The sequence below is a fragment of the Pseudomonas sp. KU26590 genome, assembly GCF_026153515.1.
Taxonomy (GTDB): domain Bacteria; phylum Pseudomonadota; class Gammaproteobacteria; order Pseudomonadales; family Pseudomonadaceae; genus Aquipseudomonas.
This window is the reverse complement of record NZ_CP110644.1, coordinates 4,275,696-4,302,671: the sequence shown is the minus strand read 5'-3', so window position 1 is coordinate 4,302,671 and position 26,976 is coordinate 4,275,696. Positions and strand designations below refer to the sequence as shown.

The window sequence follows — 26,976 nt, the reverse complement described above, 5'->3', positions numbered from 1 at the left end:
TCCGTCGGCGGCGTCGTCCGTCATTTTTGCGGGTTTCGTTGTTTTTCCAAGCTTGGCTTGCGGCGCATATGAACAAAATCAAAGTAAAACGCCGAGATGCCAAACACCGCTATCACTGAAAGAATTATCAAACCGATCACCGAGTTATCCATCACGCTCATCCCACCCATCGCCTAAAGGCCGAGCGCCTATTCATTCCGTTTGCACAGACAACTGCAATCAATACGACGGGATCTTTACGCGAACAGTCCATTGCCTGACACCGTTTATATAGGCGCCTGCCCCTATGGATAAAGAACAACCGCCGCGCGAAGTTTGTCGGCCCCAAAACAACTCATGCCGGCAAACTCTTTGTGGCTGACCGGCATGTATTGGCAGTCCATGGCCTGACGCTGTTGGCTGTGATCGATGTCGGGGTCGTGCAAGTAAACGAAGTCATCATCGCAACCGGTGACCAGCACCCAGTGCGGCGCTTTGGAGCGGGTCAATCGATAGCTGCTGATCAGCACCAGCGCCAGGCCGTTGTCCTTTTGCAGTTGCCAGAGATTGAGCGGCGCACTGCCCAGTTGACGGACCGCGCTTTCAGCCAGCTCGCGGCTGAATTCTTCATGCACCAGGCGCATGACTTCGCGCTTTTCTTCGCTGCGCACACCGGCGAGAAACAACGGCCCGCGCACCGACACCTGCAGGCCGACCTCGAACCCGCGGCGCAATGCGGCCAGCGCCAGCCCCTGGGGGCTGCAACCGCCGTGGCCGGAGGTCATGAACACCGTGGTCGCCTCGCGCCAGATCTGCAGTTCCTCGTGGCGCTGCATGGCGCTCGGCGGTTGCAGGGCTTTCATCGCCATCAGCAGGCACGCCGGGCCGCAGCTGAAGTCCAGGGTTTGCGGGTAGTAGGGCACGTGGCGGGCGACGCCGGTGGCGTGTTCGCGGATGCGTTTTTCGTAGCGCAACGCCGGCGCGTGGTCTTCGTAGTAGTCGTCGATGCGGTCGAACAGGCGATAGCCGTTGCGTTCGTACAAGCGAATCGCCGGGGCGTTGTCCGGGCGGACTTCGAGCCGCAAATAGGCACACTCACGCTCCAGGGCGTGCTGTTCGGCCTGGGCCAGCAGTTGCTGACCGAGGCCCTGGCCCCGGGCATCGTCGCTGATCGCCAGGGAGTAAAGCCGGCCCAGGGACGTGCCGCGATGAAACAGCACCAGCGCGTAACCGGCCAGGCGTTGCTCGGGCTGATCACCCAGCGCGACGATCAATCGCGCATTGGCCCGCGTGACCATCCAGTGAAAGCTGCGCGCATTCAGGCGGTCGGATTCAAAACACTGGTTTTCCAGCACCAACAGTTCATCCACATCGGCGGGCTGGGCGAGGCGATATATAAAGTTCATGTCCGACACCGTAAAGAGTGAGTAACGAAACGGGACATTTCTACAAAGCCATGTTTTATAGAAAGGACTGTTTCCCGAAGGATCAACTCATGAATGCGGTGCCGGTGAAGACCGACGAAGTATCAGCACAACCTCAGCGTTCGGCAACTTTTAATGTCAATCCGCTGAAACCTGTTTCAACCCGAAGCCGACTGTTGATTGTCGTGGAGCGGCTCGAAGACTGGTCGTCTTACTTGCCCAGCGAGCACTTGATCAGCGCCCAGGACTATCTGGAAAACCCGCCCCAGGACACTGCCGGTCAGCGGGTGCAAGTGATCAACCTGTGCCGCAGTTACCGCTACCTGGGTCACGGTTATTACTGCTCGCTGCTGGCCGAAGCTCGGGGTCACCACGTGATTCCGTCGGTGAAGACCATCAGCGAGCTGACCCGTAAATCCCTTTACGGCCTGGCCCTGGACGACCTCGACAAGCGCCTCGAACATGCGCTGCGTGACCATCCTTACGATGAAACCGAAGGCTTCACCCTGAGCCTGTATTTCGGTCAGACCGATCTGGCGCCGTTGCAGGATCTTGCCCGTCAGCTGTTCGAGGCGTTTCCGGCGCCGATCCTGCTGGTAGAGTTTCGCAAGCGCGACAACTGGCACATCGTCGGCGTCAAGACTGGCGCCTTGACCCGCCTGCGCGATCATCAGCAGGACCAGTTCGCCCAGTCCCTGGACAGCTTCAGCCGCAAGATCTGGCGCCAGCCCCGATCGCCTCGCACGTATCGCTACGACATGGCGATTCTGCATGATCCGCAGGAAGCGTTGCCGCCGTCCAACCGCAAGGCACTGGACAACTTCATCCGCGTCGGCCAGCAACTGGGCGTCGACGTGGAGCTGATCGAGAAGAAGGATTACTCGAGGCTGGCCGAATACGACGCGCTGCTGATCCGCGAGACCACCAGCGTCGACAACCACACTTACCGCTTCGCCAAGAAGGCCGAGAGCGAAGGGCTGGTGGTGATGGATGACCCGGCGTCTATCCTGCGTTGCACCAACAAGGTTTACCTGACCGACCTGCTCAAGAGCCACAAGCTGGGCATGCCGGCCACGGAAATCCTCTACAAGGAGCGACCGGATGATTTGGAGCACGTGGCGGCACGACTGGGCTTTCCGCTGGTGCTGAAAATACCCGACGGCTGCTTCTCCAAGGGCGTCATCAAGGTGCAGGACGCGCAGCAATTGCAGGAAGCGGCGCAGGAGCTGTTCGAGCACTCGGTGCTGTTGCTGGCCCAGGAATACCTCTACACCGAATACGACTGGCGCATCGGCGTGCTCAACCGCAAACCGGTGTTCGCCTGCCAGTACTTTATGTCCAAGGGGCATTGGCAGATTTACAACCACAAGGCCATTGATGCGGAGATCAACGGTGAGTGCCGCACCCTGGCGGTTCACGATGCGCCGCGGGCGGTGGTGGACCTGGCGGTGAAGACCGCGAACCTGATCGGCGACGGCTTGTACGGCGTAGATCTGAAGCAGTCCGGCGATCGCGTGGTGGTGATCGAAGTCAACGACAACCCTAACCTGGACGCCGGCATCGAAGACGCCTGGCTGCAGGACGATCTGTACGCGTTGGTGCTGGAGGAGTTCATTCGCCGCCTCGACATCAAACGTCGCGGTCTGGCGGGTTAGGGCGGTGGTCAAGGGCCACCGCCTGGAGGCGGGCCGGTTACAGGAATGCGCCGAAGCCGAAGCGAGCGTGCTGTGGTTCAGTAACCCGGATGCAGCCGAAAAGACGCTGCTGCTGGAGCGCTTTCATCTGGACGACCACGCCCTGGCCTCGGCGCTCGACCCGGACGAGGTGTCGCGCATCGAGTTTCATCCGGACGCGCTGTTCATGATCTGGAAGCGCCCGGAAAACTACTCGGGCAAGGACACGTTTTCCTTCGACGTGTCATCGTTCGGGGTGCTGCTCAGCCCGCATCACATGGTGCTGATCTGCGCCGACGACAGACAGTTCGGCGACCTGGGACAACACCGGCCGATGCACACGCTGCTGGACGTGCTGCTGGAGGTGCTGTTCCACAACATTCATCATTATCTCGGTCACCTCAAAGTGATCAAGATGATCGCCCGGGAACTGCAGCAGCAGTTCAATGCGTCGATGGACAGCCGCCATCTGGTGCAGATGTTTAACCTCAGCGAGAGCCTGGTCTATTACATCAACGCCATCGACAGCAACGGCTCGGTCCTGACCCGCCTGCGCAATCACGCCCACAAGCATCAGTTTTCCGGCGACAGCCTGGCGCTGATTGAAGACATGATCATCGAGAACGAGCAGTGCCATAAACAGGCGAACATCTATTCCACCGTGTTCGCCAGCCTGATGGACGCGCGGGGCAATCTGGTCAATAACAACACCAACAACCTGCTGCGCAAGCTGACGTTGATCAACGTGGTGTTCTTGCCATTGAATCTGGTGGCGGGGATTGGCGGGATGTCGGAATACAGCATGATGACCACGCTCATACCGTGGTGGATCAGCTACCCGGCATTGCTGATCGGCATGGCCGGGCTGGGCGTGGGGATGGTGGTGATACTCAAGCGCATGGCGCGGGCGAGTCAATGATCAGCGGGAGCCCGGAGGGTTCCCGCTGATCGTGGCGCGACGTCTTATTCCGACGCCTGCAAACCCTTCTGCCTCATCACCTGGTTCTTGTCTTTCTTGTACTGCAGCGCGACTTCCGGCGCCGGGCCGCTCTTGCCGGTTTCCATCCACAAGCGCATGCGGCTGGCATCGGCGAAGTGGGTGTATTTGCCGAACGCGTCGAGAATCACCACCGACACCGGACGATTGGCCATGCTGGTCAACAGCACCAGACAGTGGCCAGCCTGGTTGGTGAAGCCGGTCTTGGTCAGCTTGATGTCCCAGTTGGACTTACGCACCAGATGGTCGGTGTTGCTGAAGCCGAGGATGTAATTCGGCTTGCGGAAGGTCACGGTCTTCTCAGGCGTCGTGCTCAGCTCGCGCAGCATCGGGTAATTGCGTGCGGCGAGGGCCAGCTTGGTCAGGTCCCGCGCGGTGGAGACGTTGTAGACCGACAGGCCGGTGGGCTCCATGTACACGGTATGGTTCATGCCCAGCGCTTTAGCCTTGGCGTTCATCGCCCGGATAAACGCCGGATAACCGCCTGGATAGCTGTGCGCCAGACTCGCCGCTGCGCGGTTTTCCGACGACATCAGGGTGATCAGCATCATGTCGTGGCGGTTCAGCTCGCTGCCCAGTTTGACCCTGGAGAACACGCCTTTCATTTCGGCGGTCTGCGAGATATCGACCTTGATCATCTCGTCCATCGGCAGCTTGGCGTCGAGGGTGACCATCGCAGTCATCAGCTTGGTCACCGAAGCGATCGGCACAACGATGTCAGGGTTGCTTGCATACAGCACCTGACCGGTTTGCAGGTCGGTGATCATGGCGCTGCCGGAAGCCAGGTGGAGGTTGGCCGGGTCGCGCTTGAATGACGCAGGTTCGTTGGCCAGGGCGGTGGTGGAAAATGCGACGGTGGAAAGTGCGCAGCCTGTAAGTGCAAATAATAGGCCGATGACGGTTGGGCGAATTTTCAAGAGCAGAGCTCACTTAGTGATGGAAATAGCATGAAACGTCGGACTTTCTTCAAGCACGACAACACGTTCGGCGCATTTTAGGAGCAAGTTTCTGAAGTTGTCGATGGGGTGGCGCGGGGTTTCGCTGATAAAGCGCTGTTGTACGGGTCAGGTTCAGGTGGCGGATCCAAAAAGCCTGTATTTAAAAGGGTCGAATTGCCGTTTATGGCGTGCTTGCTAAGAGGCCTGCGCATCAACGTCAGCTCACCACGCAAAAAAAAGCCCGCGTCATTAAAGAGGCGGGCTAAAGGGGTGTGCGGAGCAACGCACGATTCACAGGGAAGAGCGAATAGGGTTTCAGCTGTTGAGCGGGCGGTGTTCAAGTTGCTGCGACAGGGCCTGAGCCACTGGCAGCGAAGGCAACGGGCCGCTGACGGGCTCGCCGTTCTGCATCAAGTACCAGCAGGCCAACAGACCGCGCTCACGAAGCTGGGCGGGTACTGCGCTGCCGACAACCGACATGATTTGAACCTTGGTCATAAGTGCCTCCATCAATCTATGGCGCTACTTTACGGCGCGACCGGTTGATGCAGAAATCACCGCCCTCGATAGTCGTCATTGATGAGCGGGTAGGGACAGTGATGGGGGCACGTGCGCAAAACCGTGTGGCGGCCCGGCATAAATGCCCCATGAACAAAAACCCCGCCGGGAAGGCGGGGTCAGTGTGGGGTGAGGGCTGGCTATCATGGATGGGCAGCCCTGCTGGCAGCAGCGAACCGCTGTTACCAGCGACCGCCACCGTGGTAGTAGCCCGGTGGTGGGCCGTAATAACGTGGCGGGCCGTAATAGCGCTGCTCATACACGACCGGACGTTCAACGACATAAGCCGGTTGGTAATAAACCGGTGGCGGTGGCGGTGGCGCGTAATAAACGGGCGCCGGGGCCGCGTACACGGGAGCGGGTGACGCATACACCGGACCGGATGCCACTGCCGCGCCGACGACACCGCCGACGACCGCACCGATCACGGCTGCTCCACCCCAGCCCGGGCCGCCGCCATGGGCTTCAGCCTGGCCTGCGAGGGCGAGGGCGCCTAACAACAAGGCAACTTTGGGGATCTGACGAATCATGACTGTTCCTCGGTGTTCATTCCCGTTGTCGCGAACCTGCGTTACGCTCAGGCACTGCCACGGGATAACTTCTCAGACAACGGTTTCGGAGATATCTGCGAGGCCGTTGGGTAAATTTTGTGTAAGGTATTCAACACTTTTAATGACAATGGCTTTGCCGCTTTCGGCGAAGTGTTGCGATTCTACGCCTTTCCCCAGGCGTCTTCTAATACCACTCGGGAGATTTCATGTTGGTCACTGCCAGTAAGGAAACGCTGTTGTGCATGTCACTGGCCGGACGTCCAGGCAACTTCGGTGTGCGCTTCCACAATCACCTGTATCAGCAGTTGGGCCTGAACTTCTATTACAAGACCTTCTCGCCGAACGATCTGCCCGCCGCCATCGCCGGCATGCGTTCATTGGGTATTCGCGGGTGCGGCGTGTCGATGCCCTTTAAAGAAGCCTCCATTGCACTGGTCGATGAGCTGGACGCGTCCGCCGCCGCCATTCAATCCATCAATACCATCGTCAATACCGATGGCCACTTGAAAGCGTACAACACCGATTACATTGCCATCGCTCAACTGGTTGACACCCATCAGGTCCCGCGCACGCGCTTCGCCCTGCGCGGCAGCGGTGGGATGGCCAAGGCCGTGGCCTGTGCGCTGCGCGACGCCGGTTTTACCGACGGGCTGATCGTGGCGCGCAACGAGCAGGCGGGCAGGGTGCTCGCACAGACCTGCGGCTTTGAGTGGCAAGCCGAACTGGGCAGTGAACGCCCGCCGCTGCTGGTCAACGTCACGCCGCTGGGGATGGAAGGCGATCAGGCCGAGGCGCTGGCCTTTGACGCGTCCGCCATCGAGCAGGCCGACACAGCATTTGACGTCGTCGCCACGCCGGCGCGAACGCCGTTCATTGTCGAAGCCGAGCGCCTCGGCAAGCGCCTGATCACCGGCGACCAGGTTGCGGCAATACAGGCGCTGGAGCAGTTCATTCTTTACACCGGCGTGACGCCGAGCGAGGCGCAGTATCAGGCAGCGGCGGCGTTCGCTCGGGGTTGATGCGTCTGCCGCTTGCCGCATACCAATGGGACATGCGGCAGTCGGAAAACCTGTGGGAGCGCGCTTGCCCGCGAATGCATTGTGTCAGTCGACATCTCCACGTCTGACACGCCGTCTTCGCGGGCAAGCGCGCTCCTACAGTGGATCTCGGACGATCATGGTCTTGGGCGGACGCAAAATCTGTAGGAGCTTGCCCGAGAACGCGTTGTGTCAGTGCCAGCTTGTCAGGCCGCTTTCACCCCTCCAGCAATGCCAGCCGTTCTTCCAGGGTGGCGATGCGGGCTTCGAGGGCTTCGATCCGCTCGGCCAGCGCCGCGCTACCCGCGCTGCCCGAACTGCCGCCGCTGCTGCGCTCGGTCGGGTGCGCCCGTGCGGCGAGGATCGTCTCCCTGTCGGCCGGATCGCCCAGCGCGTGCAGGTAGCGGTCCTCGCGCTGGCCGGCCTGTTTCGGGATCAGCACCGCCAGCCCACGGCCGATCAACCGGTCAAGCTGATGCACCACCGCGTCGGTGTCTTCGAAGTCGTGCATACGGTTGCTGCGGGTCAGCAGCTCGTTGACGGTCTGCGGGCCGCGCAGCAACAGCAGGCCGGTGAGGATGAGTTGCGCCGGCACGAGTTCCAGCGTTTTGTCGACGCGGTGTTCCCAGCGGTCCGCCCGGCTGCCCATGACCAGACGCGTCAGTTGCAGGCTTTCCAGCGCCCGCAGGCTCTGGCCAACCTGGCCGGGCGTCAGGTTCATCACCGGCTCGCGGCTGGTCTTCTGATTGCAGGCCAGCACCAGCGCGTTGAGGGTCAGGGGGTAGGTTTCGGGATGGGTCGCCTGCTTCTCGATCAGGCAGCCCAGAATGCGCACTTCGGTGCTGCTCAGCTGCAGGGTATCCGCGGCTTCAACGGTGTTTTCGGAATCCAGCTCGTCAGACATGACCCATTCCCCAGGCGTTGAAAAGGCTATGAGGGTAGGGGCTGGATGAGGTAAAAGACAAGCCGTGTTCGCGTCCGCCTCCGTGCGACTCATTCCCCCAGGAACTGCCATGACCCTTTCTCTTTACGCCGCTTCGATTCCTGTCTTCAAGCAAATGCTCACCGCCCTCAGCGCCGTACTGGCCAAAGGCGAAGCCCACGCCACCGCCAAGAATATTCAGCCGGATGCCCTGCTGCAGGCGCGTCTGTTCCCTGACATGTTCCCGCTGGTGCGTCAGGTGCAGATCGCCGTTGATTTCGCCAAAGGCGCCAGCGCACGACTGGCAGGCCTTGAGCCGCCAAAGTACGAAGACACCGAAACCACCTTCGCCGACCTGCAAGCGCTGCTGACCAAAGTGCTGGCGTTCCTCGACACCATCAAGGCCGATCAGGTCGACGGCAACGAAGCGCGCGAAGTCGTGCTGCGCCCGGGCACCGACAAGGAAAAACGCCTGAACACCCAGACCTACCTGCTGCATTACGCGCTGCCGCAGTTCTTCTTCCACGTCACCACCACCTATGACCTGCTGCGCCATAACGGTGTGGAAGTCGGCAAGCGCGACTACATGGGCGCTTACTGATCGGTCTTGCTGCCCGGCTCTGCTCGGGCAGCGACACGTGTTTCGTCCGGCGCCTGGTTACCCGGCGCCCGGCTCTGATACCCTCCGCATCCTGCTTCAAGTCACATCCGATCGACCGCTCCGCGAGGACTGGTCGTTTTGTCGTTCTGGAGATTTCATGTTTTTCCCCATTTACCTGCTGTCGGCCGCCGGCTTTACCGTGCTGACCACAGAGTTCGTGATCGTCGGTCTGCTGCCCGCCATTGCTCGCGATCTGGCCGTCACCATTCCCCAGGCGGGCTTGCTGGTCACGCTGTTCGCCTTCACGGTGGCCTGCTTCGGGCCGTTCCTGACCGCGTATTTCTCGCGCTTCGAGCGCAAGCGCCTGTTCATTACGGTGCTGATCATGTTTGGCGTCTCCAACGCCGTCGCAGCGCTGGCGCCCAACATCTGGGTGATGGCCGCCGCGCGGCTGATCCCGGCACTCGGGTTGCCGGTGTTCTGGGCGCTGGCCAGCGAAACCGCCGTGGACATCGTCGGACCGGACCATGCCGGCCGCGCGATTGCCAAGATCGGCTTCGGCATCGTCTGCGCCACCGTGTTCGGCATCCCCGTCGGCACCTTGATCTCCGACGCCATCGGCTGGCGCAGCGCCTTCGCCATCCTCGCGGTGATGGCGTTTGCCAAAGCGTTTCTGCTGTTCATTTACCTGCCCCGCAGCGTGCACAAGGATCAAGCCTCGTTCCGCAGCCAGTTCCGCATGCTGCGCAGCCCATTGATGCAGGGCCACGTGCTGCTGTCGGTGCTGGTCTTCAGCGGCATGTTCACCGCGTACACCTACCTGGCGGACATGCTGGAGCGCCTTGCCGGGTTCAACGGCACGGTGGTCGGCTGGTGCCTGATGGGCTTCGGCGCGGTGGGCTTGCTGGGTAATTCACTGGGCGGCCGGTTAGTGGATCGCCATCCGCTGATCGCCAGCTTGACCTTCTGCACCTTCATGATCGGCGGCATGGTCATGGTGGTGCCGAGCATGCACTCCCTGCCCGCGCTGGCCCTGGCGCTGGCCGTGTGGGGCGCGACCCAGGCGGCGCTGTTTCTGGTCAGCCATGTCCGGCTTATGAAAGCCGCGCCACAGGCCCCGGCTTTTGCCGCCTCACTGAACATCGCCGGTGCCAATCTGGGCATCGGCATTGGCGCGATCATCGGCGGCCGGGTGATCGAGCATCTGGGCCTCGGCAGTCTGGGCTTCGCCGCGGCCGGCATCATTGCGCTGTCGATTCTGCTGGCCCTGCTGCTGATGAAGGTCCGGCCAATCCCCGCAACCTGCGACGCCTAGTCCGGGAACAGCTGCTGGCGTGCGCCTTCGGTAATCGCAACGATGCCGGGGTGCTTGACCTTGCGCTCGACCGAGATCGCATAAAACGACTCGGTCACGGCGTCGGTATGGCCGATCAGCTCAACGTCGTATTGCTCGATCACTTCATCGGCGATCACGCTCGGCGCAATGAAAATCCCGCTGCCGGACTTGCCGAAGGCCTTCATCAGCGCGCTGTCGTCGAATTCCCCGACGATTTTCGGTTGGATATTCTGCTCGGCGAACCAGCGCATCAGTCGGCTGCGCACCACCGTTTGCTGACCGGGAACCAGCAGCGGCGCGCCTTGCATGCCGTGGGGGAAGTTCTCGCCGTACAGGGCGGCGAGGGCGCGGGTGGCAAAAAAACTCACGCCGCACTCGCCCAGCTTCTGGCTGTAGCCTTTAATGTCCAGATGAGAGGGCATGGGGCTGTCGGAAATCACCAGGTCCAGGCGCTGAATGGCGAGGTCTGCCAGCAGGCGTTCGAGCTGGTCTTCCCGGCAGCTGATGCGCACCAGCTCATTCAGCGCCATGCTCGGCGCGATGAGCCGATAGACAATGGATTTGGGCACGACATCGGCGACGCCGACGCGAAAGAGAATCTGCTGCTCGTCGGGCTGCGCGCGCAACACAGCTTCGAGCTCGCCACCGAGCTGAAACATCTGTTCGGCATAGGGCAGGGCGGCGCGACCGGTTTCGGTCAGCTCCAGTTGGCGCCCGACACGCTTGAACAGCTCGACGCCATACGTCTGCTCCAGCAGGCTGATTTGCCCGCTGATGGTCTGGGGTGTCAGATTCAATTGCTCGCAGGCGCGGACAATACTGCCGGTCTTGGCCACGACCCAGAAATAGTGCAGCTGTCGGTAATTGAGCATGGGCGACGTCACTTCGGGAAAACCGAAGTATACGCCTGAAAAATACGAATTTTGCTGAAGTGTTTCCGTCTCTAGAATGCCGCCCTATCCCCTGAACTGATCCTGGACACTCGCTATATGGAATACCTTCTGGAACTGGCTGCAAGCCCGACGGCATGGATCGCTCTGGCGACACTGGTCGTCATGGAAATCGTGCTCGGTATCGACAACCTCATTTTCATCTCGATTCTCACCAACAAGCTGCCAGTACACCAGCGCACCAAGGCGCGCCGGATCGGTATCAGCATGGCGTTGATCCTGCGTCTGGGCCTGCTGACCACCGTAGCGTGGATTGTCCAGCTGACCGCGCCGGTGGTTGAAGTGTTCGGCCAGGCGTTCTCCTGGAAGGACATGATCCTGATCGCCGGTGGCCTGTTCCTGGTCTGGAAGGCAACCACCGAGATCCACCACAGCGTCGACATCAAGAGCGAAGCCGAGAAAGCCGCTTCCAGCACCGTTACCCTGGGCATGGCCGCCGCGATCGGTCAGATCCTGATGCTCGACCTGGTGTTCTCCATCGACAGTATCGTCACCGCCGTTGGCATGACCGAGCACTTGCCCATCATGGTCATCGCCGTGGTCGCCGCCGTGATCGTGATGCTGGTGGCGTCGGAACCCCTGGCCAAGTTCATCAACGATAACCCCACCGTGGTCATGCTGGCCCTGGGCTTCCTGATCATGATCGGCATGACGCTGATCGCCGAAGGCTTCGGCGCCCACGTCCCGAAAGGTTATGTGTACACCGCCATGGCGTTCTCGGCCCTGATCGAGGTGCTGAACATGCTGGTTCGTCGGTCCCGCCAGCGCCGTCTGGACGCCGAAGCGCAGGGCCAGAAGGTCTGACGCTCAGGTAAGCTCCGCATGGCTTTGAAGGGCGGAGCGGGAAGGGTGAAGCATCAAAAAGCAGCGCAATAAAAAACGGTCGGGGATGGGATGCCATCACCGACCGTTTTCGTTTGTACTGTGATCAATCAGCACACGGCAGTATCAGTGCGCTGTGACCTGACCGATTTTGCGCTGTGCGCGCTCTGCGGATTTCGCGGCTTCGGTTTCCCGATAATGCGGATGATGGCGACGGGAGATCCGCATCACTCCCCAGAACATGGCGGCCGCGACGGCAAGCCAGGCGGCGATCAACATCACAATGGTCATTCCGAGGCTCATGGCTTCCTCCGGCTCTTCTCTTCGTCTCTTAGTACGGACAGTCTAGTACCCTTGTTGTTGCCGAAAGTTGACCAATGGCAGGAATTGCATGACCGATTCGTTCTATCCACTTGTGTCGACAGCGTTTCGGGCTATACCGCAACCGGTGGCGGCTCTATCATCCGCGCTCCGGCCGGATCTCGGGATCCGTCGCCATCAGTCAAGTGAGTGAAGAACGTGCGGGCATTGACGCGATTGGATAGCGTTGCAGGTCGACGCAAATGGCTGGCGCTCGCCGCCGTGCTGGTCTTGGCAGGCTGCTCGAATGCCCATCACTGGAAGCCCGGCTACCCGCCGATTTACAAGACGCTGCCTGACCGGGTGGAAATCAACGCGGTGCCGTCGTTCCGGGGCAAGGATTACCAGAGCGCGCCGTTCGCGCTGGCCAGCATGCTGACCGTGCACGGCGTACAGACCACGCCGGGGCTGCTGGAAAAACCGCTGAAACTGCCGGGCGCCGAAGACAAGCTCGACCGCAGCATGCTGGATCTGGCCCGCGAATACGGGTTTGTGGTGTACCCCGTCGATCATGGTCTCCCGGACCTGCTGGCCCAGGTGTCGGCGGGGTATCCAGTCATGGTGCGGTTCTCGGACGGCTCCCTGTTCTGGAAAGATCAGCGCTATGGCGTGCTGGTCGGGTTTGATCAGAACAAGCGCACGGTGCTGATCTATACCGGGCCGGGGCGTGTGACGGCGAGCTTCGATTCGTTTACTTCGGACTGGAACGACGCCGGCAACTGGGCGGTGCTCATCCAGGGCCCGCGCCAGGTCCCTGTGCCGGTGGACCGTGAACGCTGGCTGAAAGCCGCCAATGATCTGGCCCAGGCCGGGCAGGAACAGGCCGCGGGTGAGGCGGTCAAGGCACTGAACAGCAAAGCTGACCGCTGAGATGAATGAGCAATGATTCCGGGCTGGATGCAAAACCTGTAGGCGCCGGCTTGATGGCGAACGCAGTGGATCAGCTGCGAGGATGCAAGCTGGCTAAATGCGGTTCGCCAGCAAGCCGGCTCCTACGGGGGTTAATACTCACTGTTGGACCTGCAAACTCAGAACCCCAGCTTGTCCCGCAGGCTGTAATACCAGGCGCCCAGCGCCGTCAGCGGCGTGCGCAACAATTGCCCGCCCGGGAACGGGTAGTGGGGCAGGCCGGCGAAGGCGTCGAATCGTTCTGCCTGTCCGCGCAAGGCTTCGGCCAGCACTTTGCCGGCCAGATGGGTGTAGGTCACGCCGTGGCCGCTGCATCCCTGTGAGTAATAGATGTTGTCGCCCAGCCGTCCCACTTGTGGCAACCGCGACAAGGTCAGCAGGAAGTTTCCGGTCCAGGCGTAATCGATCTTCACGTCCTTCAGTTGTGGAAACGCCTTGAGCATCTTTGGCCGGATGATGGCTTCGATGTTCGCCGGATCGCGCGCGCCGTAGACCACGCCGCCGCCGAAGATCAGACGCTTGTCGCCGGAAAGCCGGTAGTAGTCCAGCAAGTAGTTGCAATCCTCGACGCAGTAGTCCTGGGGCAGCAACGTACTCGCCAGTTCCTCGCTCAGCGGTTCGGTGGTGATGACCTGAGTGCCGCAAGGCATCGACTTGGCCGCCAGTTCCGGTACCAGATTGCCCAGATAGGCGTTGCCCGCCACGATCACGAACTTCGCCCGGACCTTGCCCTCGGCGGTGTGCACCACCGGGCTGGCACCTCGATCGATGCGCGTTGCAGCCGACTGTTCGTAAATGACCCCACCCAGGGACTCGACCGCCGCTGCTTCGCCCAACGCCAGGTTCAGCGGGTGGATATGACCGCCGCTCATGTCGAGCATGCCGCCGATGTATTGGTCGCAGGCAACCACTTCACGGATGCGGCGCTGGTCCATCAGCTCCAGCTGCGTATGGCCGTAGCGCTCCCAAAGACGTTTTTGCGATTCCAGATGGCCCATTTGCTTGGGGGTGATCGCGGCGAAAACCCCGCCGTCCTTCAGGTCGCACTGGATCTGGTATTTGGCGACGCGGTCGCGGATGATCTGCGCGCCCTCGAAGGCCATGTGCCCGAGCAGTTGCGCTTCCTTCGGCCCGACCGTCTTTTCGATGGTGTCGATGTCGCGGCTGTAACTGTTGACGATCTGCCCGCCGTTACGGCCCGACGCGCCGAAACCTACCTTTGCGGCTTCCAGCACGGTGACTTTGAAGCCGTGTTCCAGGAGAAACAGCGCGCTGGAGAGCCCGGTGTAACCGGCGCCGATGATGACCACGTCGGTCTCTACGTCGCCTTGCAGCCCAGGCCGAGCCGGAACGGGATTGGCGGAAGCGGCGTAGTAGGAATGTGGGTATGGCGTGTTCGTCATCCTGGAAGCCCTGTTTTATATTTTTTACGATTGGACGGATCCTACCTGAGATGAAATTTCCCGGCCACCGACGCCTCAGGTTTGCGGCCTCGACAAGGCGCTGGCGAGGCGTTGGCTGCAAAGGCACACGCCGTGCACCCGACCCGATCCGTCAGCGCAGGCGCAAATAGCTCGGACATTCATAGGCTTAGGGACGAATCGACGTTGACAGCAATCCGAATCCCGGTAGAATGCCGCCCCACAGCAGGCACGTAGCTCAGTTGGTTAGAGCACCACCTTGACATGGTGGGGGTCGTTGGTTCGAGTCCAATCGCGCCTACCAAACAAATCCGCTCTGCTGGGCGGTAACAAAAAAGGGTGGCCCGAGAGGGTCACCCTTTTTTGCTTGCCTGAACCAGAATGACCTCGGGCGCGCGGCCGTTCCGCCGGCCGATCACTCGGGCTTGGCGCGAGTAATACGGCCCGCCCTGATCTCGTCCACATAGGCACGCAGGCGGTCAGCATCCTTGTACTGCTGATTCATCAAGTGCAGCACCGCGACCACATCCACATCGTTGACCCGTTCGGCCAACCGGCTGATTTCGCCCGCGGTGCTTTCCAGGTTGGCCGCAATGGTGCTCAGGTCACGCTTGAGTTCCAGCGCTGATTTTTTCATGCCCACGGTGCCGCTCTCCACTGTTGATGACGCCCGGGCCCGCGACTCTGGTTCAGACGCGGCGGCGACGCACTATATCAAAGCACGACAGCAAGCCACGACAGGCAGGCGTGAAAAAGGCGCTGTTCAAGCGCCCTCTATCTTCCCCATGCGTCAGATGCCTCAGCCGCCTGCGCCGCCTGCACTCGAAGACCCCGAGCCCTTGCTGCCGCCGCCAGTGGTGGTATCGCCACCGGGCAAATCGGCATCGTCTTTGTTGCCGGTGCCGTTGCTCATTGAAGTGCCGCCACCAATGCTGATGCCCTTCTTGGTTTGCGTGTCCACATCTGCGCCCTGGCGGGCCGGGTCGCTGCCTTGCACGCGCGGGTCGATGCCGGTCTGCGAAGGCGGCGGCCCCATGTCCGGCGATGTCGCGCCCGCCAGCGCTGCAAGGGAGGTGCAGGACAGCGCGCAGCCCAGTGTGAATGCAGCAAGTGATCTGTTCATCAGGTGATCTCCGTGTCTTGGTTCCTTGTTGCTATTGGGCATCTGAAGTTTGTCCGAAGTGCCATCACGGCGACAGGCGGCATGTTGAGCGGGTGCGACGGGCGGGCTGCCGGTCATTCGAGCGAACAGGCGCCGACAATCAGCAGGCGCGTCAGGGTAGTAACCGCTCGGGTCTGGTTGATCGACAGCCGCCCCGGATGTCCATCGGCCGCTGTCGATGTGCCGGTGAAATAATTTGCATATTCATAGGCTTACTGGGCGAAAAAGACGTTGACAGCTATTTGAATATCCGTAGAATGCCGACCCACAGCAGGCACGTAGCTCAGTTGGTTAGAGCACCACCTTGACATGGTGGGGGTCGTTGGTTCGAGTCCAATCGCGCCTACCAAACAAATCCGCTCTGCTGGGCGGTGACAAAAAGGGCGAATCGAGAGATTCGCCCTTTTTTATTGTCTGAAATTCCCGCGTCAGGCCAGCCTTCGTCACGTCAGCCATAGCCCCTATGGCCGGACCTCTCGACTCGATTCCACCCCGCGAGCCATTCCAGGCCGCGAAATAAATCCGCTTTTTTTCCCGCTACCGTCTGGACCTTTTCCCATGATGCGCGATCATCAGTGCATGGAAATCCAGAGGAGGTGTGTATGTTTAGCCGGTCGTTGACCCTTGCCGTTTTGTTCGCCCTGTCGAGCCCCTTGTTGGCTGCTGACGGTGATGGCCCACTGTCCCAGGAGCGCGGCAAGACTCGTCCACTGATCGTGATTGCGTCGAGTTCGGTGGACGCGACGCTGGTGGGCCTGAAGAAAAACCTCGACGAGCCCGCCAACAAGGAGGGATTCGCCAAGCGCGACATGGTCCTCTACACCATCATCAACACCGTGGGGCAGCGCAACGGCAAAGACCTCGACGCCCAGACCACCATGGCCCTGATCCGCGAGCTCAAGCTCGGCGCCCAGGCGGGTGGGCAGGCTCAGGTGATTCTGGTGGGCAAGGACGGTGAGAAGAAGATGACTCACAACGGTCCTATTGATCCGAAGGACATCTTCAGCACCATCGACCAGATGCCGATGGCCGAGAAAGAAGCGGCTGCTGCTGCGCCACCTGCGCCGGTCGCCGAGCCGAAGGGCGCCACGCAGTCCGGCAAACCGGCCAAGCCTGCCAAGGCCGCCCCCGCTGCACCGCCCGCCGGGCTGGATGATTAATCGCTCGGACGGCTTACCCATGGGGCTCGCTTGAGGTTGCTGGTAACATCGCTCCTTTTTTAGTTTAGCGAAAAGGACTTTTGATGAATGGGACTGGCATGAAACATTGGGCGGGCGCTGTGGCACTGATCCTGTTATCGGGTGGGTTGACGGGCTGCATGAGCTTGAACCAGACGCGCTCGGCAGGGCCGGCGCAGGTTTACACCAGTCAGAAACCTGCGGTCGCCGTTGCCGAGTGCATCAAGGTGACCTGGGCCAATGTCCAACTGTTCGGTGACGTGGCGGACGTGTTCATGGCGAAAGGCGATCCCGGCGCGTTCACGGTCTACACCACCGAAGGCGAGTATTTCGCTGATGTGGCGGGCAAGGCGGGCATGACTAAAGTCAATTTCTACGCCAAGCCGGGTGCCAAGGTGATTGAGCAGCGTGGCGCGGTGCTCGCGACCTGCCTCTGAGTCAGGCCTGCATTCACTGACCTGCGCGTGCTGACCGGTTCTGATCATCACTCGGCCCCGCGCAGGTTTCGAACGTCACAAACCCTCCACACCCGCCGCTTTGCATCGGCCGTTTTACATCGGCTGCTTTACATGGGTGGAGCAACGCCATTTTCCCCCGCAGAAATCGACAGCGCGGTCAGTGTGTTGTCCGAGCCTTTCTGCGCTTGCAGGACCACCTTCACCCCGGGCTTGAGCAAGCTGCGATCACCTGGCACCAGGTTGACGATCGGCACGTCATCGGGAATGACGATCTTCTTCTGTCCGCCTTTGTAATTCACGGTGATGGTGCGGCCATTACTGGCGACCAGATCGCCAACCGATCCGTTGGTCATCGTGCTGTCCGGCGTCAGGTCAAAGGCCCGATGACCATCCCCCGTGCCCGCCATTGCCGGCGGAAACACATGCACCTCCAGCGCCTTCAACGAACCGTCCGGCAGCGGCACCGCGGCGGAGCCGATGTAACTGCCCGGTTTGATTTCTGATACCTGCGCCAACGTGACACCGCGAATCTGCGTGTCAGGGGTCAGCACAACCTGCAGGTCCTCTCCGCGATTGCTGTGAATTTTCAGCGCATCGCCTTCGACCGCCGTGATGGCGCCGCGCACACGGGTGGGTTTGCTGTCTTCGGCGTGGGCCGGCAGCGCTGCCGATAGCAGTGCGCTGAGCAATCCGGACAGGAGAAGGGAGTGACGGAGGGTGTGGGTCTTGGAGGTCTTCATTGGCCGCGCGAATCCTGTGATGGGTCGAGCACGGAGCATAGCGTTAGTCGCCGAGACGGTGGATGACATTGCCGTCAGCAAGCGTGGATTGATGCTGCTGGCGTATCTCGTCCACCTGCGCAAGCAAATCCCGGTTTGCTGGGGCGGAGTTGGTACGCAGGGGGCCAGCCGGGCTGTGAGTACGTCGTTGAACGACTTCCCACAGCCCGGCGAAGGACTTTACTGCTGAAGCGAAATGGACGTGCTCGCCAGCTTCGGCTGGTTGTACAAGCTGACCAACACCTCATCCAGCACCGAAGATGCGCCCCACGGACGCGGGTCGTTGAGGATCGCCACGACCACCCAGGTGTTGCCGTTGCTGTCGCGGCTGAATCCGGAGATCGCGCGGACGGTGTTCAATGTGCCGGTCTTGATGTGGGCTTCACCGCGCAGGGCCGTACGTTTCAGGCGTTTGCGCATGGTGCCGTCCATCCCTGCCAGCGGCAGCGAACTCATGAACTCGGCTTGAAACGGGCTGTTCCAGGCGGCCTGGAGCATCTGCGCCATCTCCCGTGCGCTGACCCGTTCGGCGCGGGACAGGCCTGAGCCGTTTTCCATCACCAGGTGCGTCGCGATGATGTTTTTCTTCGCCAGCCACTGGCGCACAACACGCTGCGCGGCCTTGGCGTCGTCACCGTCCGCTTCGTTACGGAATTCAGCGCCCAGGCTAAGGAACAGTTGCTGGGCCATGGTGTTGTTACTGAATTTATTGATGTCGCGGATGATCTCCGCCAGGTCCGGCGAGAAGGCCTTGGCCAGCAGCTTGGCGCTGCCCGGCGTCACGTCCAGACGGTCCTTGCCGAGAATGGTCCCGCCCAGTTCCTGCCAGATGGCGCGCACGGCGCCGGCGGTGTAGGTCGGGTGGTCGAGCAGCGACAGGTACGTCTGGGAATTGCAGCCATCACCCAACTGGCCGGACACCGTGACGGTGATGCCGCCATCGGCTTCCGGCACCGGGTTGTACAGCACGTCGCCGGTGCATTTGCTGGATGACAGCGCCTTGACCTGGTTGTTGATGTGGATGGCGGCGATGGGCGGCTCCACCGAAACCAGAATCCTGCCGCCGTCGTTGCGGGTGACGAAACGCAGGGCTTTGAGGTTGACCATCAAGGAGTCGGGACGTACCAGAAACGGCTTGTTCTTGTCATTGCCATCGTCGTCGAAGACGGGCAATTGCGGTTGCACGAAATGGCTGCGATCAAGCACCAGATCGCCGGTCACCTGCTGCACGCCGTTGGCTCGCAGATCGCGCATCAGCAGCCACAGACGCTCCATGTTCAGCTTGGGATCGCCGCCACCCTTGAGGTACAGGTTGCCGCGCAGAACGCCATTGCTCAGGGTGCCGTCGGTGTAGAACTCGGTTTTCCACTGATGGGTCGGGCCGAGCATTTCCAGGGCGGCGTAGGTGGTCACCAGCTTCATGGTCGAGGCCGGATTGACCGACACGTCGGCGTTGAAAACAGTGGGAGTGCCGGGGCCGCTGACCGGCAGCATTACCAGCGACAGCGCATCGTTCTGCAGCTTGCTGGCTTTGAGTGCTTCCTGAACCTTGGGGGGCAGGGCGGTATTGATCGGGGCGGCGGCGATGGAGAACGAGAGGGGCAAAAGCAGGGTGGCGATAAATAGCGGACGCAAAGACTTGATCATTCAATAAACCCTACTGCAGCAAACAACGGAGATGAAGAGGGGGTGAATTCCCTCGCACTGTAAACGAAACACCAGAAAATGCCCGATGGCAGGGCGTAACAATGGTGTTTCGGCAAAGCGGCATTATGCCCCAAGCTTTCGTGACTTGCGCCGGGGTACTGCCGTCAAACGGCGCTATTTTTTCTGCTTGTCCATTCAAAGTCACGTTAAACCGTGATTCTCCGGTCGTCCCTGGCCGTGGCTGACGTCCGGCGGTGCAATTGAAGATAGCTGCCGGGGGGTTTCTGGCGAGGGAAAGCTTGAATTCGAGACACAAAAAAGCCATCCCGGAGGATGGCTTTTCGGTATCAGCTCGGCGGGAAGGCCCGCCAGCTCTTCAGACAGCCGCGTTGAACGGCTTTTCCGGGTACCAGGCGTCCTGCAGAGGGCTGACTTCAACTTCAGTCAGCTCGCTGCGGCCTTTGAGCCAGGCTTCGACAGCGGCGCGTTGCTCTTCGCTGACCGAACCACGGTTCGCCAGGCAGACCAGGCCGAAGTCGTCGCCGCCGACGTAGTCCAGACCGTTAGCGTCCATGGCCTCGATCAGGAAAGCGTCGAGGAAAGCATCAATGGCCTCGTCATCCAGGTCCTCTTTGAAGCCCAGCTTCAGTTCGAAGCCCAATTCCTGGAACTCGTCGACACAGAGTTTTTTGCGCAGACGACGGGAGCGGTTAGTGGCCATGAAGCGTTCCTCTTAAGTAATTTCGGGGCGCAGTCTACCAGTTTCGTCCTGAAGGTGCCTGCCTCGTCGGGCACTTGGGATAAAGCGTGCGAATCGCCTGCTTTAACCTGCGATGCCACCCCATCACCCGCGCGCCGAAAAAACAGCCGCTTTACCGAAAAACCAAAACCCTCAACGCTTGCGCATCATCAACAGCGCAACCACCACCGCCAGCGCCGCGATCCCGGTCGCGATCCACCCCAGGGACCCGAGTCCGAAGTGGCCGATACCCAACCCGCCAAAGATCGCACCCAGACCAATCCCGGCGTTCGCCGCCGAGATATTCATGGTTGCTGCCAACGCCTGGGCCTTGGCACCCGCTTGCATCACGCGCACCTGGCACACCGGAAACAGTGCGGTGTACGCAACGCCCCACAGCACCAGCGCGGCGATCAGCCAGATGTGGTCAGTGGCCAGCGGAATCGCGGCGGCCATGCCGATACTCAGAATCACCAGGAACAACACCATCGCACCCAGCGGGCTGCGATCAACCAACTTTCCGCCCCATTGGTTGCCGATCATGCCGACTGCGCCAAAGCCCATCAGCCACCAGCCCACTTGATTAGTCGGAACGCCTGCCAGGGTCTGGAGGATATCGGCCAGGTAGGTGTAGGCGGTGAACATCGCGGTGAACGCGAGCACCGACAGCAACACGTGGGCGAGGAATCGTGGCTGCTTGAGGATGTCGGTCTGCTTCTCGCCTTGCTTAGTGGGCGAGGAGGGCAAGGTCGGCATGCACAGTTGCATCAGGATGGCGATGACCAGCGAGATGACGGCCAGCACCCAGAAGCTGCCGCGCCAGCCGAGGGTATCGGCGGCGACGGTGCCCAGCGGCACACCGAACACGAGCGCGGCGGAAATGCCCAGGTAAACCCGCGACACGGCCTGACCCGATTTGCCCGGTGCTGCCAGCTGCCCGGCGGTTTCGCTGGCGGTGCCCCAGAAGACGGGCAAGCCCAGCGCTGGAATGAAGCGGGCAAGGGCCATCACCCAGATGTTGGTGGACAGCGCCGCCAGCACGTTGGAGGCGGCAAACACCAGCAGGATGATGGTGAACAGCTTTTTGCGCTCGACGCCGGCGAGTTTTGCCGTAAGGAACGGCCCGAACAACATCACGGTGAAAGCGAACAGCGTCACCACCTGGCCGGCGACCGCGATCGATACACCGAGGTCTTGGGCCATGGCCGGAAGCAGCCCGACGATCAGGAATTCGGTAGTGACAATGATGAATGCAGCGACGGCCATGATCAGGATTTGCACCCCTGATCGAGACGTCGCATCCGGCGCGGACGCCGTTGCGGAATTTGAGGGTTGCATAGAAAAGCTCCAAAAGACGATGCCATAGCCTATTGGAGATCTGCGTTCTCATCCGCGACATAAATGACTTACTATCGCGAATTCAGTTCAGTAATGGTAATCGCGGTGTTTTCATCCGAGCGTCTCAAGGGCATTGACGTATTTGTGGCAGTCGCCGATTTCGGCAGCTTCGCCAATGCCGCGTTGAAGCTGAACCTGACGGCTTCGGCGGTCAGTAAAGGCATTGCCCGGCTGGAGCAGCGATTGGGGCAGCGCCTGTTCAATCGAACGACTCGCCGCTTGTCGCTCACCGAAGCCGGTGTGAAGTTCTACGCCACCTGCAGCGGCGTGCTGGCTGATCTCGAAGAAGCCGAGCTGGCGCTCGCGTCAGAGCGGCATGAGCCCCATGGGCGGGTGCGGATTGATTTGCCTGCGTCCTACGGACGTCTTCATGTGTTGCCGCTGATTCTTAATTTCGTCAGGGAATACCCGCTGCTGCAGCCGCACATTTCGTTTTCCGACCGGTTCATTGATCCGGTGCATGAAGGCATCGATATCGTGGTCAGAATCGGCGGGCGGGACGCCTGGGCGGCGGGGCTGGGGCATCGCTTCATCGGTGCCCAGCGACTGGTGTTCTGCGCCGCCCCCAGTTACATCGCCGAGCACGGTCGGCCCGAGACGGACGCGGATCTGGAGCATCATCATTGCATCGCCTACGGTCAGTCCGACGGGCAGGTCGGGCCCTGGTATTTTCGTGGGCGCGTGCCGGGTGATCAGGAGCGTCGCGTCATTCATCCGCGCATTGCCGTCGGCGACGGCGAGGGCGAAGTATCGGCCACCCTGGCCGGGCATGGCATCGCCCAGCTACCGACGTGGCTGGTGCAAACCCACCTCAACGAAGGCCGGCTGGTGGAAGTGCTGCCGGAGCTTGCGACCGATGGACTGCCGATGAATCTGGTCTGGCTGAAAACCCGAGAGGCGCTGCCGAAGGTGAGCATTCTGCTGAAGTACCTGAGCGAGCATCTGGCGCCGTACGGCAGCGTCGATTCTGCCACCGGGCCGGCCTGATCGGCGGCACCTATTGGCGGGCTATAAATCCTTGCCCATGGTGATTTCACAGGCAGCCATCCCCGACGTCTCGTACAGCGTCCGTGCTGCAACGTTGTCGGAAAACACGTTCAACTCCAGACGCCGAATGCCGCGCTCGATCCCCCAAAACTCGACGGCGCTCAGTGCCTGCCTGCCCAGGCCCTGACGTCTGAAGGCCTGATGAATCTCCAGGTCGTAGACGAACAGTCTGGTGGGCAACGGCGGGTTCTCCACAACCCCTATCCAGAGGCTGCCCACCTCAACCTCATCGCCGATGCACACGCGATAGAAGTAATGCCCCTCGGTTTCCAGACCGTCCTCCAACAGTTCATTGAAGTCAGCGCGCGCGCGGGTGAAGGCCGGTGCGTCAGGCACTCCGTAGGTGCGAACAATGTCCCGGGCATAACCGGCGACGGAACGGTCAGCAAACGCCTGAAAATCAGCCGCGCTCATGGCAATCAGCTTCATGACAGCGGCCCTGCCTGTGACGCGGGCGTTTTCCCACGATGAACCACCAACGCCTGCTCCAGCGCGCCCATCGCCACATCGAGTGCGGACTGCCGCTCGCCCACAGTCGCCTGCGGCGCTTGGCCCTCGCAGGCAGCTTCCAGCGCTTCGCATCCTTGAATGACAGCTGTCGCAGAAATGATGTTCGCGGCGCCGCGCACCTTGTGGCCGATGTCTTTCAGTTGCTCCGGGAGCGTGGTCGCGTTCAGCTCGGCGCGGTCCTGATGAATGCTGGCGATGAGTTGATCGAGCAGCCGCTCATTCATGTCGGCCCTGCCACCGGTCAGCGCTTCAATGGTGTGCGGGTCGAACACGGCCTGCGGCAGCTGAACAGGCACGGCGGGGAGCGCCGGCAGCGGCAGGACCTTGCTCAAGCGGTCGTTCAACGCAGTGAGGCTGATGGGTTTGAACAGGCAGTCGTCCATGCCGGCATCACGGCAGCGTTGCTTTTCCTCCGGCTGCGCATTGGCGGTGTAGCCCAGCACGGTACAGCGCGGACGTGTCTCGCTTTGCTCCAGATGGCGGATGGCCTGCGTGAGGTCATACCCGTTCATGACCGGCATGTTGCAATCGGCAATCACCAGATCGAAACGCTCGACACGCCAGCGCTCCAGGGCTTCGGCGCCCTGCATCGCCATGTCGCAGCGATGCCCGAGAAAGCACAGCTGCTCGAACAGCAACAGGCGATTGGCCGGGTGATCGTCGACAATCAGGATGTGCAACTGGCCTGAGGCGTGGGGTACCGCTTCACGGGCGATGCGTTTCGCATCCAGCGGTTCCAGGGTGGTGAATTCGAAGGTCATCTCGATCCGCGTGCCATCCCCGGGACGGCTGCTCAACGTCAGGTTTCCACCCATCATTTCGCACAGGCTGCGACAGATCACCAGGCCAAGGCCCGCGCCGGTTCGCGCCAGTTGCCCTGACTGGTCCACCTGAGCGAACGGGGCAAACAGGCGCTGCTGGTCCTGCTCGGTGATGCCGATGCCGCTGTCGTGAATCACCACTTGCACGCGCACCTGCTGCGGGCTGCGGCCGCCTTCGGTCTGCAGGCTGATCTTGACCTGACCCATTTCGGTGAATTTGATGGCGTTGCTGATGAGATTGGAGAGAATCTGCTTGAAGCGCAGGGGGTCGATCAACACATCCGTGTTGGTCCGAGGGTCCAGATCCAGCGCCAGGGTGAGGCTTTTTTGCCGGGCCAGGCCGTCGAACACCCGGACCACAGACTCGACCAACTGGCGCAGATTGGCGCGCTCGGGACTCAGGCTCAGACGGCCCGACTCAATGCGGGCGATGTCCAGAATATCGCCGATCAACTCCAGCAGATCCTTCGCCGAACTGTAGGCCACTTCGATAGCCGGCCGGTCCAGATGGCCATGGTCGGCGCGTTTCAGGGCCAGTTCGAGCATGCCGATCACGGCGTTCATCGGCGTGCGGATCTCGTGACTCATGGTTGCCAGAAACGTGCTTTTCGCGCGGTTGGCATCGTCCGCCAGCTCCTTGGCGGTCTGCAGTTGCTCAATCAATTGCCGGCGTTCGCTGATGTTGATCCAGCCGCCGATGATGCCCTGCACTTTGCCGAGGGAGTCGCGGAACGGCAGGATCCAGTGGTAGATCGTCAGCTCGCGGCCGCCGATGTGCAGCGAGCGATCGAGAATCAGCGGCTCGTTTTCGGCCATGACACGTTTGTAATCCTCGACGTATCCCAAAGCCTCTTCGGTATTGCTTAAAATGCCGTCCAGAATGCTTTTGCCGATCACTTCCTCGCGCCGCGCGGCGAAGGCGGCGAGGTAGCTTTCGTTGCACATTTTCAGCAGGCCGTCGCGGTCACGGACGTAGATGGGATGAGGCGTGCCGTTGACCAGCGCGCTCATGAATTCGAACTGATCGTTGAGCGCACGCTCGGCTCGCTCGCGCTGTTTGATCTGCCGGCGCATCCAGGCATTCCAGGCCAGTGAGCCCAGCAGCAGCAAGCTTGCGCCACCGATGATCTGATAGATCAACAGTTCATAGTCGTGCCACGCACCGCTGCCCCGCGGCGTGTAAGTGCGCCAGCGATTGTTGATGGCGGCCAGGTCCTCAGGGGCGATGCTCGACAGCGCCTTGTCCAGAATCGAGGTCAGTTCGGGCGCATTGCGTGAGGTCGCCATGGCGATGCGCGCCGGCTCCTGGCCGACCGTGACGCGCATCTGCAGCGTGTCGTTGAGGGCTCGGGAGGACAGAAAATAACTGGCGCTGAACAACGAGGTGATGGCGCCCTCCGCCCGACCGTGGGCGAGCATGTCCAGGGCTTGCGCCGGGTTATCGACCTCCACGGGATAAATGCCGGGGTATTGGTCGCGCAGAAAGGGCAGGATCGGGCTGCCGAGCGTGAGCGCAACCCGCTTTCCGTCCAGTTGATCGAGATTGGAGGGGGCAGACGTTTCCTTGCGTGTGACCAGCACGAACACGTTGTCCAGATACGGTCGGCTGAAATTGAAGCGGTTCTGACGCTCTTCGCTGGGGATCATCGCGCCGATCAGGTCGGCCTGACCCTGGCTCAGCTGATAGGTCATGTCATTCATGCTGGTGGCATGGCTGACCTTGAAGGTGAGCCCGGTGCGCAGGCGGATGAGTTCGAGCAAGTCGGCGGTAACGCCGCTGAAATTGCCGGCCGCATCAAAGAACGTCAGCGGCGCATAGGCTTCGTTGAACACCACGCGAACGGTCGGATGCTGAGCGATCCAGCGTTCTTCTCGTTGATTGAGCTGCAGCTTCTGATCGGTGAGCATCAGGTCACTGCCGGCGCCCCAGCGCTTGGAAATGGCGATGCGCTCTTCCACCGGAATGCCTTTGAGCACCCGATTGACGATGTCCAGCAGCAGCGGGTTGGACGCCTGCACGGCGAAGCTGAAGCCGTTTGCCTCGTGCTTGCCGAAATTGGCCATCTGCACGTTGTTCAGATAGCCCTTGTTGATCACGTAGTGGGTGGAAATCGTGTCGCCCAGAAACACGTCGGCCTGATTGAAAGCCACGGCGTTGATCGCGCTCTGGAAGGAAGGGAAGGTCTGCAGGCGCGCCTTGGGGTAAAGCGCGGCGATTTCGTCGGGCGGCAGGTAGTGATAAACCATGCTCAGGCGCAAACCGTTGAGGTCGCCGTTCAAGGGTCGGGCCTCTCCGGCGCGGGTCACCAGGACGGGTTGATCAATGGCGTAGGGCGTGGACAGTACGATCCCGCGCGACGCCGCCTCATAGCCGTTGGCGCTGCCCAGCAGGTCGATTTCGCCGTTGCTCAGTGCCTTGACAGCCTCGTCGCGGCTGGCGAAACGCAGGACCTTGACCGGCAGGTCGAGCACGCGTCCGAGAATGCCGACGTAATCGGCGGTAAAGCCTTCGTAGTCGTGCCCGGTCAGGGTCATGTCGAAAGGCGGATAGTCCGGCGCGGAGGTGCCGACCACCAGCTCGCGCCTGTTGCGCACCCATTGCCACTGGGCGCGCTCCAGCGTCACGTCCATGTGCGCAGGGTTGGAGCGGCTCAGCAGCGTGTAGCGTTCCGGCGCCAGGGGATCTGCCTGAGTATCGAAGCCGAGGCAGACCATCACGGCTGCTATCCAATAGTCCTTTAACGCCTTTGGCATCCTGT

At 61.1% G+C, this 26,976-nt stretch carries 27 protein-coding genes and 2 tRNA genes; 12 read left to right on the top strand and 17 right to left on the bottom strand.

All coding sequences use genetic code 11. The features are described 5' to 3' along the window. Positions 1-20 precede the first annotated feature (20 nt). Entirely contained in the window at positions 21-161 is a 141-nt protein-coding gene (locus OKW98_RS19155; RefSeq protein ID WP_265386188.1) for a hypothetical protein, read from the bottom strand. A gap of 123 nt (positions 162-284) precedes the next feature. Then, entirely contained in the window at positions 285-1,385 is a 1,101-nt protein-coding gene (locus tag OKW98_RS19150) for a GNAT family N-acetyltransferase/peptidase C39 family protein (RefSeq protein ID WP_265386187.1), read from the bottom strand. Between the two features lie 89 nt (positions 1,386-1,474). On the opposite strand from OKW98_RS19150, the gene OKW98_RS19145 reads away from it, so the two are divergent. Together OKW98_RS19145 and OKW98_RS19140 are read left to right on the top strand one after the other, a co-directional pair. Next, positions 1,475-3,058, top strand: a complete 1,584-nt coding sequence (locus OKW98_RS19145; protein WP_265386186.1) for a RimK family protein — start codon at positions 1,475-1,477, stop codon at positions 3,056-3,058. A 4-nt stretch (positions 3,059-3,062) separates the two neighbouring features. Beyond that, a complete protein-coding gene (locus tag OKW98_RS19140) occupies positions 3,063-3,995 on the top strand; it encodes a magnesium transporter CorA family protein (protein ID WP_265386185.1) in 933 nt (310 codons plus the stop codon). 44 nt (positions 3,996-4,039) lie between these two features. On the opposite strand, the gene pbpG is transcribed toward OKW98_RS19140, so the two are convergent. From pbpG to OKW98_RS19125, 3 genes are all read right to left on the bottom strand, one after another. Next, on the bottom strand, positions 4,040-4,990 hold the full coding sequence (gene pbpG / locus OKW98_RS19135) for a D-alanyl-D-alanine endopeptidase (protein WP_265386184.1): 951 nt from the start codon (positions 4,988-4,990) through the stop codon (positions 4,040-4,042). Between the two features lie 336 nt (positions 4,991-5,326). Continuing rightward, a complete protein-coding gene (locus tag OKW98_RS19130; RefSeq protein WP_265386183.1) occupies positions 5,327-5,509 on the bottom strand; it encodes a hypothetical protein in 183 nt (60 codons plus the stop codon). 242 nt (positions 5,510-5,751) lie between these two features. Beyond that, the gene (locus OKW98_RS19125) at positions 5,752-6,099 is read right to left on the bottom strand and encodes a hypothetical protein (protein WP_265386182.1); all 348 of its coding nucleotides are present in this window, start codon (positions 6,097-6,099) and stop codon (positions 5,752-5,754) included. Positions 6,100-6,326: 227 nt separating this feature from the next. Between OKW98_RS19125 and OKW98_RS19120 the strand changes: the two genes are divergently transcribed. Then, positions 6,327-7,139, top strand: coding sequence for a shikimate 5-dehydrogenase (locus OKW98_RS19120; protein ID WP_265386181.1), 813 nt, complete (start codon positions 6,327-6,329; stop codon positions 7,137-7,139). 235 nt (positions 7,140-7,374) lie between these two features. On the opposite strand, the gene OKW98_RS19115 is transcribed toward OKW98_RS19120, so the two are convergent. Further along, positions 7,375-8,061, bottom strand: coding sequence for a YceH family protein (locus tag OKW98_RS19115; protein WP_265386180.1), 687 nt, complete (start codon positions 8,059-8,061; stop codon positions 7,375-7,377). 109 nt (positions 8,062-8,170) lie between these two features. Between OKW98_RS19115 and OKW98_RS19110 the strand changes: the two genes are divergently transcribed. After that, complete coding sequence (locus OKW98_RS19110; protein WP_265386179.1) at positions 8,171-8,680, top strand: DUF1993 domain-containing protein; 510 nt, start codon at positions 8,171-8,173, stop codon at positions 8,678-8,680. A 157-nt stretch (positions 8,681-8,837) separates the two neighbouring features. Beyond that, complete coding sequence (locus OKW98_RS19105; RefSeq protein ID WP_265386178.1) at positions 8,838-9,995, top strand: MFS transporter; 1,158 nt, start codon at positions 8,838-8,840, stop codon at positions 9,993-9,995. On the opposite strand, the gene nhaR is transcribed toward OKW98_RS19105, so the two are convergent. Beyond that, positions 9,992-10,888: a transcriptional activator NhaR gene (nhaR, locus tag OKW98_RS19100; protein ID WP_265386177.1), complete on the bottom strand. Its 897-nt coding sequence runs from the start codon at positions 10,886-10,888 to the stop codon at positions 9,992-9,994. The two genes, OKW98_RS19105 and nhaR, sit on opposite strands and share 4 nt — an antisense overlap. Positions 10,889-11,005: 117 nt before the next feature. On the opposite strand from nhaR, the gene OKW98_RS19095 reads away from it, so the two are divergent. Next, complete coding sequence (locus OKW98_RS19095; RefSeq protein ID WP_265386176.1) at positions 11,006-11,770, top strand: TerC family protein; 765 nt, start codon at positions 11,006-11,008, stop codon at positions 11,768-11,770. A gap of 144 nt (positions 11,771-11,914) precedes the next feature. Here the strand turns inward: OKW98_RS19095 and OKW98_RS19090 are convergent, their stop codons facing one another. Further along, positions 11,915-12,091 (bottom strand): hypothetical protein, encoded by a 177-nt coding sequence (locus OKW98_RS19090; protein ID WP_265386175.1) that lies wholly within the window; start codon positions 12,089-12,091, stop codon positions 11,915-11,917. A gap of 225 nt (positions 12,092-12,316) precedes the next feature. Between OKW98_RS19090 and OKW98_RS19085 the strand changes: the two genes are divergently transcribed. Beyond that, positions 12,317-13,018: a peptidase C39 family protein gene (locus tag OKW98_RS19085; protein ID WP_265386174.1), complete on the top strand. Its 702-nt coding sequence runs from the start codon at positions 12,317-12,319 to the stop codon at positions 13,016-13,018. Positions 13,019-13,176: 158 nt separating this feature from the next. Here OKW98_RS19085 and OKW98_RS19080 read toward each other — a convergent pair whose 3' ends face one another. Then, entirely contained in the window at positions 13,177-14,460 is a 1,284-nt protein-coding gene (locus OKW98_RS19080; RefSeq protein WP_265386173.1) for an NAD(P)/FAD-dependent oxidoreductase, read from the bottom strand. A gap of 245 nt (positions 14,461-14,705) precedes the next feature. Here OKW98_RS19080 and OKW98_RS19075 point away from each other — a divergent pair. Continuing rightward, positions 14,706-14,782: transfer RNA gene (locus OKW98_RS19075), tRNA-Val, on the top strand. 111 nt (positions 14,783-14,893) lie between these two features. Here the strand turns inward: OKW98_RS19075 and OKW98_RS19070 are convergent. Then, positions 14,894-15,115 (bottom strand): hypothetical protein, encoded by a 222-nt coding sequence (locus OKW98_RS19070; RefSeq protein WP_237253429.1) that lies wholly within the window; start codon positions 15,113-15,115, stop codon positions 14,894-14,896. A gap of 162 nt (positions 15,116-15,277) precedes the next feature. Next, entirely contained in the window at positions 15,278-15,601 is a 324-nt protein-coding gene (locus tag OKW98_RS19065) for a hypothetical protein (protein WP_265386172.1), read from the bottom strand. A 311-nt stretch (positions 15,602-15,912) separates the two neighbouring features. Between OKW98_RS19065 and OKW98_RS19060 the strand changes: the two genes are divergently transcribed. From OKW98_RS19060 to OKW98_RS19050, 3 genes are all read left to right on the top strand, one after another. Beyond that, positions 15,913-15,989: transfer RNA gene (locus OKW98_RS19060), tRNA-Val, on the top strand. Between the two features lie 253 nt (positions 15,990-16,242). Continuing rightward, positions 16,243-16,800: a DUF4174 domain-containing protein gene (locus OKW98_RS19055; protein WP_265386171.1), complete on the top strand. Its 558-nt coding sequence runs from the start codon at positions 16,243-16,245 to the stop codon at positions 16,798-16,800. Positions 16,801-16,883: 83 nt separating this feature from the next. After that, positions 16,884-17,255: a 2-oxoacid ferredoxin oxidoreductase gene (locus tag OKW98_RS19050; protein ID WP_265386169.1), complete on the top strand. Its 372-nt coding sequence runs from the start codon at positions 16,884-16,886 to the stop codon at positions 17,253-17,255. 128 nt (positions 17,256-17,383) lie between these two features. On the opposite strand, the gene OKW98_RS19045 is transcribed toward OKW98_RS19050, so the two are convergent. From OKW98_RS19045 to OKW98_RS19030, 4 genes are all read right to left on the bottom strand, one after another. Beyond that, a complete protein-coding gene (locus tag OKW98_RS19045) occupies positions 17,384-18,016 on the bottom strand; it encodes a DUF5666 domain-containing protein (protein WP_265386168.1) in 633 nt (210 codons plus the stop codon). A 219-nt stretch (positions 18,017-18,235) separates the two neighbouring features. Further along, complete coding sequence (gene dacB, locus OKW98_RS19040) at positions 18,236-19,702, bottom strand: D-alanyl-D-alanine carboxypeptidase/D-alanyl-D-alanine-endopeptidase (protein WP_265386167.1); 1,467 nt, start codon at positions 19,700-19,702, stop codon at positions 18,236-18,238. Between the two features lie 376 nt (positions 19,703-20,078). Further along, the gene (locus OKW98_RS19035) at positions 20,079-20,423 is read right to left on the bottom strand and encodes a YggL family protein (RefSeq protein WP_265386166.1); all 345 of its coding nucleotides are present in this window, start codon (positions 20,421-20,423) and stop codon (positions 20,079-20,081) included. Between the two features lie 171 nt (positions 20,424-20,594). Then, complete coding sequence (locus OKW98_RS19030) at positions 20,595-21,779, bottom strand: MFS transporter (protein WP_265386165.1); 1,185 nt, start codon at positions 21,777-21,779, stop codon at positions 20,595-20,597. 105 nt (positions 21,780-21,884) lie between these two features. On the opposite strand from OKW98_RS19030, the gene OKW98_RS19025 reads away from it, so the two are divergent. Then, positions 21,885-22,826, top strand: a complete 942-nt coding sequence (locus OKW98_RS19025) for a LysR family transcriptional regulator (protein ID WP_265389775.1) — start codon at positions 21,885-21,887, stop codon at positions 22,824-22,826. 21 nt (positions 22,827-22,847) lie between these two features. On the opposite strand, the gene OKW98_RS19020 is transcribed toward OKW98_RS19025, so the two are convergent. Further along, positions 22,848-23,315 carry a GNAT family N-acetyltransferase gene (locus tag OKW98_RS19020; protein WP_265386164.1) on the bottom strand — a complete coding sequence of 156 codons (468 nt, stop codon included), beginning with the start codon at positions 23,313-23,315 and terminating at the stop codon, positions 22,848-22,850. Further along, entirely contained in the window at positions 23,312-26,971 is a 3,660-nt protein-coding gene (locus tag OKW98_RS19015) for a transporter substrate-binding domain-containing protein (protein ID WP_416147382.1), read from the bottom strand. The genes OKW98_RS19020 and OKW98_RS19015 overlap by 4 nt, the downstream gene beginning before the upstream one ends. Between the last annotated feature and the right edge of the window lie 5 nt (positions 26,972-26,976).

Excerpts from the sequence above, each read along its gene's own strand:
- OKW98_RS19070 (WP_237253429.1), bottom strand. The coding sequence starts at position 15,115 with ATGAAAAAATCAGCGCTGGAACTCAAGCGTGACCTGAGCACCATTGCG.
- OKW98_RS19095 (WP_265386176.1), top strand. The coding sequence starts at position 11,006 with ATGGAATACCTTCTGGAACTGGCTGCAAGCCCGACGGCATGGATCGCT.
- OKW98_RS19020 (WP_265386164.1), bottom strand. The coding sequence starts at position 23,315 with ATGAAGCTGATTGCCATGAGCGCGGCTGATTTTCAGGCGTTTGCTGAC.
- OKW98_RS19155 (WP_265386188.1), bottom strand. The coding sequence starts at position 161 with ATGAGCGTGATGGATAACTCGGTGATCGGTTTGATAATTCTTTCAGTG.
- OKW98_RS19035 (WP_265386166.1), bottom strand. The coding sequence starts at position 20,423 with ATGGCCACTAACCGCTCCCGTCGTCTGCGCAAAAAACTCTGTGTCGAC.
- OKW98_RS19120 (WP_265386181.1), top strand. The coding sequence starts at position 6,327 with ATGTTGGTCACTGCCAGTAAGGAAACGCTGTTGTGCATGTCACTGGCC.
- OKW98_RS19145 (WP_265386186.1), top strand. The coding sequence starts at position 1,475 with ATGAATGCGGTGCCGGTGAAGACCGACGAAGTATCAGCACAACCTCAG.
- OKW98_RS19030 (WP_265386165.1), bottom strand. The coding sequence starts at position 21,779 with ATGCAACCCTCAAATTCCGCAACGGCGTCCGCGCCGGATGCGACGTCT.
- OKW98_RS19050 (WP_265386169.1), top strand. The coding sequence starts at position 16,884 with ATGAATGGGACTGGCATGAAACATTGGGCGGGCGCTGTGGCACTGATC.
- OKW98_RS19080 (WP_265386173.1), bottom strand. The coding sequence starts at position 14,460 with ATGACGAACACGCCATACCCACATTCCTACTACGCCGCTTCCGCCAAT.
- OKW98_RS19130 (WP_265386183.1), bottom strand. The coding sequence starts at position 5,509 with ATGACCAAGGTTCAAATCATGTCGGTTGTCGGCAGCGCAGTACCCGCC.
- OKW98_RS19065 (WP_265386172.1), bottom strand. The coding sequence starts at position 15,601 with ATGAACAGATCACTTGCTGCATTCACACTGGGCTGCGCGCTGTCCTGC.
- OKW98_RS19115 (WP_265386180.1), bottom strand. The coding sequence starts at position 8,061 with ATGTCTGACGAGCTGGATTCCGAAAACACCGTTGAAGCCGCGGATACC.
- OKW98_RS19110 (WP_265386179.1), top strand. The coding sequence starts at position 8,171 with ATGACCCTTTCTCTTTACGCCGCTTCGATTCCTGTCTTCAAGCAAATG.
- OKW98_RS19105 (WP_265386178.1), top strand. The coding sequence starts at position 8,838 with ATGTTTTTCCCCATTTACCTGCTGTCGGCCGCCGGCTTTACCGTGCTG.
- nhaR (WP_265386177.1), bottom strand. The coding sequence starts at position 10,888 with ATGCTCAATTACCGACAGCTGCACTATTTCTGGGTCGTGGCCAAGACC.
- OKW98_RS19090 (WP_265386175.1), bottom strand. The coding sequence starts at position 12,091 with ATGAGCCTCGGAATGACCATTGTGATGTTGATCGCCGCCTGGCTTGCC.
- OKW98_RS19150 (WP_265386187.1), bottom strand. The coding sequence starts at position 1,385 with ATGAACTTTATATATCGCCTCGCCCAGCCCGCCGATGTGGATGAACTG.
- OKW98_RS19045 (WP_265386168.1), bottom strand. The coding sequence starts at position 18,016 with ATGAAGACCTCCAAGACCCACACCCTCCGTCACTCCCTTCTCCTGTCC.
- dacB (WP_265386167.1), bottom strand. The coding sequence starts at position 19,702 with ATGATCAAGTCTTTGCGTCCGCTATTTATCGCCACCCTGCTTTTGCCC.
- OKW98_RS19125 (WP_265386182.1), bottom strand. The coding sequence starts at position 6,099 with ATGATTCGTCAGATCCCCAAAGTTGCCTTGTTGTTAGGCGCCCTCGCC.
- OKW98_RS19015 (WP_416147382.1), bottom strand. The coding sequence starts at position 26,971 with ATGCCAAAGGCGTTAAAGGACTATTGGATAGCAGCCGTGATGGTCTGC.
- OKW98_RS19055 (WP_265386171.1), top strand. The coding sequence starts at position 16,243 with ATGTTTAGCCGGTCGTTGACCCTTGCCGTTTTGTTCGCCCTGTCGAGC.